Origin of the sequence: Pinirhizobacter sp. (assembly GCF_035317885.1) — a bacterium.
Classification (GTDB): domain Bacteria; phylum Pseudomonadota; class Gammaproteobacteria; order Xanthomonadales; family Rhodanobacteraceae; genus Pinirhizobacter.
Genome location: NZ_DATHFX010000022.1, coordinates 1 through 7,258 on the forward strand (window position 1 = coordinate 1; position 7,258 = coordinate 7,258).

General features: G+C 66.9%; 4 protein-coding genes. 1 reads left to right on the top strand and 3 read right to left on the bottom strand.

The window, feature by feature from the left end; translation table 11 throughout:
• Both VK519_RS00650 and hrpA read right to left on the bottom strand, forming a co-directional pair.
• A partial coding sequence (locus VK519_RS00650; protein WP_414692665.1) for a RelA/SpoT family protein occupies nt 1–1,857 on the bottom strand: 1,857 nt, incomplete at its 3' end.
• 19 nt (nt 1,858–1,876) lie between these two features.
• On the bottom strand, nt 1,877–5,779 hold the full coding sequence (hrpA, locus tag VK519_RS00655; RefSeq protein ID WP_324346677.1) for an ATP-dependent RNA helicase HrpA: 3,903 nt from the start codon (nt 5,777–5,779) through the stop codon (nt 1,877–1,879).
• Between the two features lie 113 nt (nt 5,780–5,892).
• On the opposite strand from hrpA, the gene VK519_RS00660 reads away from it, so the two are divergent.
• Nucleotides 5,893–6,360: a Dps family protein gene (locus tag VK519_RS00660; protein WP_324346679.1), complete on the top strand. Its 468-nt coding sequence runs from the start codon at nt 5,893–5,895 to the stop codon at nt 6,358–6,360.
• A gap of 2 nt (nt 6,361–6,362) precedes the next feature.
• Here the strand turns inward: VK519_RS00660 and VK519_RS00665 are convergent.
• A partial coding sequence (locus VK519_RS00665) for an LTA synthase family protein (protein ID WP_324346681.1) occupies nt 6,363–7,258 on the bottom strand: 896 nt, incomplete at its 5' end.

Consider the following 7,258-nt stretch of genomic DNA (forward strand, 5'->3'; position numbering starts at 1 on the left):
CACCTCGTAGGCCTGGACGTCCACCTTGCCCCAGTTCACCTCGATCACCCGCTCAGGTTGCTTGCGGGCGAGGGCCGCCAGGCTCGCGCAATCGGCGCGGTGCACCGACACGCCCCGTCCGCGGGTAATGAAGCCCTTCACCGGGTCGCCCGGCAACGGCTGACAGCAGCGCGCCAGGGTGGTGAGCAGGTTACCCACGCCGTCGATGCTGAGCGCGCCGCGGTCGTGCTGGGCGGGGCGCGAAGCCACCGGTGTGGTCGACTGGGTAACTTCCGGTTCCGGCGCACGCTCCTGGAGGGCCCGCGCCACCTGTCCGGTGGTAACTTCCCCCAGCGCCAGCGCCACCAGCAACTCGTCATGGGTCTTGAGGTTGAAGTGGGCAGGAAGCTTCGCGATGTCGGCATCGGGCAGCGCGAGCCGGCGCAGTTCACGTTCGAGCGTCGCGCGGCCAGCCACGAGGTTCGCATCATGGGCGCTGCGGCGGAACCACGCGCGCACTTTTTCGCGGCCGCGCGAGGTATGCAGGTAACCGTGGTGCACCGATAGCCAGTCGCGGCTCGGCTCGGATACCTTCGCCGTGAGGATTTCGATGCGGTCGCCACTGCGGGGCTGGAAGGTCAACGGCACGATGCGCCCGTTGACCTTCGCGCCACGGCAACGGTGCCCCACTTCCGTGTGGATGTGGTACGCGAAATCGAGCACGGTGGCGCCGTGGGGCATGTCGATCACTTCGCCCTTTGGCGTAAGTGCGTACACCCGGTCTTCCATCAGCTCGGTCTGGAAGCCGGCAGCCAGTTCCGCGTCGTCTTCGCCGCGGGGCTCGATCAGCTTGCGCATCCAGGCGATCTTCGCCTCGAACTCGGCGTCGGCGCCGCCGCCTTCCTTGTAGCGCCAATGCGCGGCCACGCCGAGCTCGTTGGCGCGGTGCATGTCGTGGGTGCGGATCTGTACTTCCAGCGTCTTGCCCTGCGGGCCGATCACCGCCGTGTGCAGGGAGCGGTAGCCGTTGCCCTTCGGACGCGCCACGTAATCGTCGAATTCCCCGGGCAGGTGCGGCCAGAGCGAATGGACGATGCCCAGCGCCGCGTAGCAGTTGGCCACGTCGTCCACCAGCACACGGACGGCGCGGATGTCGTAGAGGTCGGAGAACTCCAGGTGCTTGCGGTGCATCTTCTTCCAGATGGAAAAGATGTGCTTCGGGCGCCCGGCAAGTTCCGCATGGATGCCGGCTTTGGCCAGCGCCGCACCGAGTTCCGACAAGCTTTGTGCGATGAACGTCTCGCGGTCACCACGGCGCTCGTCCAGCAGCTTGGCGATGCGGCGATAGGTTTCAGGTTCCAGGTACCGGAACGAGAGGTCTTCCAGTTCCCACTTCAGCTGCCATATGCCCAGCCGGTTGGCCAGCGGTGCATGGATGTCACGGGTGAGCTGGGCCAGCGCGTGGCGTTCGTCTTCGTCCATGGCCATGGCTGCGCGCATGCGGGCCAGCTGCCGGGCCAGCAGCACGAACACCACGCGCAGGTCGCGGATGATCGCCAGCAGCAGGCGGCGCAGCCCCTCCGTGGCAGCCCCGGGACGCTGGGCGTGCAGCACCCAGACCGTCTCTGCCGCCAGCTGGCCTTCGACCAGGCGGCGCAAGGTGGGCGGGAGCGCCGCGGCGGCAGCGTCCCAGACGGCGCGGTCGTGCACGGCCACGGCGAACCAGCAGGCGGCGGCGCAGGTCTCCTCGTCGCAGCCCAGTTGCAGCAGCAGTTCGCAGAGCGCTTCGCACTCCCCGCGCAGCGGCCCAGGCAACGGCGCGAGCGCAGCCCGTGCCGCCTCGTGCATCGCATCGCCCTTTTTTATCGTGCCGGCCATGGGCTTGAGCTTGCCACGATCATGCCCTGCCCTGCGCGGCTTCCAGCGCACGGGCCAGCCGCTTGGCGGAAACGGGCTCGGCCGTACGCACTTCCTGGGCGAACAGCGATACCCGCCATTCCTCGATCAGCCAGCGCAGTTCCTGCCATGCCGCGGTGTCCGCGCCGGCGCCGGCATTGAGCAGCGCACGCCAGTAAGGAAGGACCTGCAGCATGCGTTGCTGATCCTTTGCCGGATCCTGGCGCAGGCGTTCGGCGCGCAAGCGCATGGCCTTCAGGTAGCGCGGCAACTGGGCCAGGCGGTGGGCGCTCCATTCGCGCAGGAAGCCCGGTGGCAACATGGCGTCGAGCTGTTCGCGAAGATCATCGTAGCTGGCGCGCGCAAAGCCCATCAGCGGCGGTTGCAGCCAGGGCCGGAGCTCCGCCTGGGCCTCGATCACCGGCTCGGCAAGTTTTTGCCGGTCCATGGCGGCCTTGAAGATGTCCCGCGCGAAGGTCGTGTGCAGCGCCTCGAAAGCCTGGCGCGTGCGCACGTTGAGGTCCGATGCCTCGACCAGATCGGCGAATCCGCCCTCGACAAGGTCCTCGCGGAGCGATTCCACGCTGCCGAGCGTGGCGTATTTCAGGCCCAGGCCATTACCCACCGGCAACTGGCGGCGTGCCCGCTTGATCTCGTTGGCCACCGCCTCGCGCAACAGGCGCTCGACGCCGCCGACATGCGCGGCGCGCGCCTCGTCGCCACGCTCGAACACGCGCAGCGCCACGGCTTCGCCCAGGTCCACCAGGGCCGGGAAGGCCACCAGGCCGGCATCGGACTTCACGCTGTCGGGAATTTCATCGAAGTCCCAGGCGGACACATCCTCGCGGGTGAGTTCAAGGTCGGTCTTGCGCGAGAAAGCTTCGCGGGCACGGCCTTCCCACTGGGCGCGCAGGTCCGCAAGGTCGCGTCCTTCGGCCAATGCCTTGCCTTGGTCGTCGAGCACGCGAAAGCGCATCAAGAGGTGCGCGGGCAAGACGATGCCATCGAACGCCGACGCATCGATGTCCACGCCCGTCGTTCGTTTCAGGAACTTAGCCAGTACCCGCGGCAGGGATTCGTCGCGCGGAGCCTCGGCCTCGACGAATGCCCGTGCGAAATCCGGCGCAGGCACGAAGTTGCGGCGCAGCGCCTTGGGCAGGCCGCGGATCAGTTCGGCCACCTTGTCGGTAAGCAATCCGGGCACCAGCCATTCGCAACGGGCCTCGGGCACGGCGTTGAGGAACGCCAGCGGCAATTGCAGGGTGACGCCGTCGGCGGGGTCGCCAGGGACGAAGCGGTATTCCAGCCGGCAGGCATGCGGGCCCACCGCCATGGAGGTGGGGAAGGCCTTTGCATCCAGCCCCGCGCCGCCGACCATGATGTCGTCGAGGGACCAGCGCAACGCTGCCTGCGTGGATGGCGGCGCCTTGCGGAACCACGCATCGAGCGCGCGGACATCGGTGATGTCCTCGGGCAGCTTGCCATCGAAGAAGGCGACGAGTTCGTCCTCGCTGCGCAGCAGGCCGGCGCGCCGCTGCTTGGCCTCGATCTCATGCGCCTGCTCGAGCACGCGCGCGTTGGCACGGACGAAATCGCTGCGGCTGTCGATGTCGCAGCGCGCCAGTGCCTCGCGCACGAAGATCGCATGCGCCAGCGCCGGATCCTGCAAACGGAACGTCACGGGACGTTTTTCCACCAGCACCAGGCCGAACAGGCTCACCTGCTCGTAGGCCACCACGTGGCCGCGCTTGCGCAACCAATGCGCATCGCGCCAGCTCAGCCGCAACAGATGGGCTGCGTGTCTTTCGATCCACGACGGCTCGATGCGGGCGTTGTTCATGCCCCAGACGCGGCCGCCCACGTCCAATACTTGCGCGGCGAACACCCACGCCGGTGGCGCCTTGGCCACCACGGAGCCCGGGAACAGGGTGAAGCGGCGCTCGCGGGTGCCGCGGTACTGGCCCTTTTCATCCTTGTGGCCCACCTGGGTGGGCAGGCCGGACAACAGGCTGCCGTGCACCGCGGCGTAGGCATCGGCGTCATCGCCCTGGCTCGTTGCCTTAGCCGGAGCCGTATCGAGGTTCCACTTCAGCTCTTGCACCACCAGCAATAGTTGCCGGTGCAGTTCACGCCACTCGCGCATGCGCATGAACGAAAGGAAATTCCGCGAGCACCAGTCGCGCAACTTGCTTTGCGTCAGGTCCTGGTGGGACGACTGGTACGCCGTCCATAGCTTCAGCACCGTGGTGAAGTCCGAACGCGGGTCGGCGAACTGCGCGTGGGCGGCATCGGCCTGGCCGCGGGCGTCGGCGGGACGTTCACGCGGATCCTGGATGGACAGGAACGATACGATCGCCAGCACGTCGCGCAGGGCGCCGAGCGTGTTGGCTTCCACCAGCATGCGCGCCAGCTGCACATCGATGGGCAGGCGCGCCAGGGTGCGACCGATCGCGCTGAGCTTGCGGTCGTCGTCGATGGCGCCGATTTCCGCCAGGCGGCGATAACCGTCGGACACTACGCGCGGGTCGGGCGCCTCGAGGAACGGGAACGCCTCCACGTCGCCCAGTTCCAGCGACAGCATGCGCAGGATCACGTTGGCCAGCGACGAGCGAAGCAGTTCTGGGTCGGTGTAGGCGGCCCGGGATTCGAAATCCGCCTCGTCGTAAAGGCGATAACAGATACCCGGCCCGAGGCGGCCGCAGCGGCCCTTGCGTTGGTTGGCCGCGGCCTGCGAGATCGGCTCCACGTGCAGCCGCTCGATCTGGCTGCGCTGGCTGTAGCGCTTGACACGCGCGGTACCGGAATCAACCACGTAGCGGATGCGCGGCACGGTGAGCGAGGTTTCGGCCACGTTGGTGGCAAGCACAATGCGCCGGCGGTTGCCGGGGCGGAACACCGCGTCCTGGTCGGCGGCCGACAATCGGGCGTACAGCGGCACCACCTCGGTTTCGCGGTACTGGCGCCGTGACAGCAGCAGGTGGGCGTCGCGGATCTCGCGCTCGCCGGGCAGGAACACCAGTACGTCGCCACGCGGGTCCGTGCGGGTGATTTCATCCACCGCGTCGGCAATCTGCCCGGCCTGGGTGGTTTCCCCGCGGTCCGGCGGCGGGCGATAGCGCACTTCCACGGGGTAGGCCCGGCCTTCCACCGCGATCACCGGCGCGCCATCGAAATGTTCGGCGAAGCGCGCGGTATCGATGGTGGCGGAGGTGACGATGATCTTCAGCTCCGGCCGCCGCACGGCCAGGCGCTTCAAATACCCCAGCAGGAAATCGATGTTGAGGCTGCGCTCGTGGGCTTCATCGATGATGATCGTGTCGTAGGCCGACAGGAACCTGTCCGACTGCGTTTCGGCCAGCAGGATGCCGTCGGTCATGAACTTCACCAGCGTGTGCTCACCCACCTGCTCGTTGAAGCGCACCTGGAAACCGACCTTGTCGCCCACTTGCGTGCCCAGTTCCTCGGCCACGCGCCGGGCCACCGAGCGGGCAGCCAGCCGCCGGGGCTGGGTGCAGCCGATGAGGCCCGCCTCGCCACGGCCGGCGGCCAGGCACAGCTTGGGCAGTTGCGTGGTTTTGCCCGAACCGGTTTCGCCGGCGATCACCACCACCTGGTGCTCGCGGATGAGCCGGGTGATTTCCTCCGCCCGCGCCGTGATCGGCAGAGCTTCGTCCAGCTGGATGACAGGTTTTGCCGCCGCCCGCGCGGCCCGTCGGGCCGTGGAGGCTTCGATTTCCCGGGCCAGTGCGTCCAGGCGCGCATCGTCCGTACCCTGGCGTTTCAGGTTGGCGATGCGGCCGAGCAGGCGGCCGACATCGCGGCTGCTGGCGCCGGACACGGCAGCACGCAGCTCGCGCAGGCGGGCCGGTTCCGGTGAGGAGGGGCGCGAAGGTCGGGAAGGCATGAGACCGCCAATGATAGCCGGTCACTATCAGTGGGATCGGAAGCATTCATTTCCAAGCGACATACGGGTTGGCTATCCTTAAAAGCCTGGCAAACCCACCAAAGGCATTGAAGATGGCCATCGACATCGGTATCCCCAAGAAAGACCGCGAAGACATCGCCAAGCACCTATCCAAGCTGCTGGCCGATACCTACTCGCTATACCTGAAGACCCACAGCTTCCACTGGAACGTCACCGGCCCGCAGTTCAATTCCCTGCATGCCATGTTCGAGGTGCAGTACAACGAACTGTGGCTGGCCGCCGACGAAGTGGCCGAGCGCATCCGCACCCTCGATGTTGTCGCCCCGGGTTCCTATAGCAAGTTCGCCAAGCTCACCTCCATCAAGGAAGAGACCGGCGTGCCGGAATGGAAGGACATGGTCGGCCAGCTGGTGGAGGGCCACGAGATCGCCGCCTCCACCGCCCGCGACACCATCAAGGCCGCCGATGCCGGTGGCGACGAAGGCAGCGCGGACATGGTGACCGGCCGCCTGAAGGAACACGAGAAGACCGCCTGGATGCTCCGCTCGCTGCTGAAGTAGTTCTAAGGGCGGGTGGCGGCCTTCGCCGGCAGCCGGTATCGCAGTTCCTTATAGGCCCAGCTCGGCCACAATGCAGTGGCCAGCGCCTCCGTCGCCAGCGCCGGATCGACCGGCGCAGGTGTAAGGGTGGATTTCCCGTCGTAGGTGAAAGCCTGGGCGGCCTTGTGCGGCTCGTACACGATGAGCTGGTTGCCCTTGAGGTAACCGAAGTTGTCGCCGTACTGCATCACCGCCCGGTCCGGATCACGCACGGTGAGGTCGGCGCCGGGCATCGGATGGTCGCTGTTGATGCCCATCAGCGACAGCAAGGTGGGTGCCATGTCCGCCTGGCTGACGATGCGCCCGTCGTGCTTCACCGGCACCTGCCCGCCCAGGATCAATGCCGGGATGTGGAAATGTTCCACCGGCACCAGGCTGGCCCCGAACACGCGGGCATCATGATCGGCCACGATCAGGAATACGGTGTTCTTCCAGTACGGCGATTGCTTTGCCTGCTCGAAGAATTTGCCGATGGCGTAGTCGGCATAGCGCACGGTGTTGTCCACGCTGGCAGGCTCGCCCACCGGGGTGATGCGGCCGGAGGGGTACTGCCACGGCGTATGGTTGGACACGCTGAACGCCAGCGTGAAGTTCCGATGGTCGCCGTCGGCCATCAGCCGCTTGTGCAGTTCGTTGAACATGTCTTCGTCGGACGCACCCCACGAACCCACGAACACCGGGTTGGTGAACGAAGCGCGGTCCACCACTTCGTTGAAGCCGTTGCCGAGGAAGAACCCGCGCATATTGTCGAAATGGGCCTCGCCGCCGTAGATGAAGCGCGAGTGGTAGCCCTGCTGGCCCAGCAAGGCGGCGATGGTGAAGAAATCCCGTTGCGACCGCGGCTGCTTGAGCACGGCCT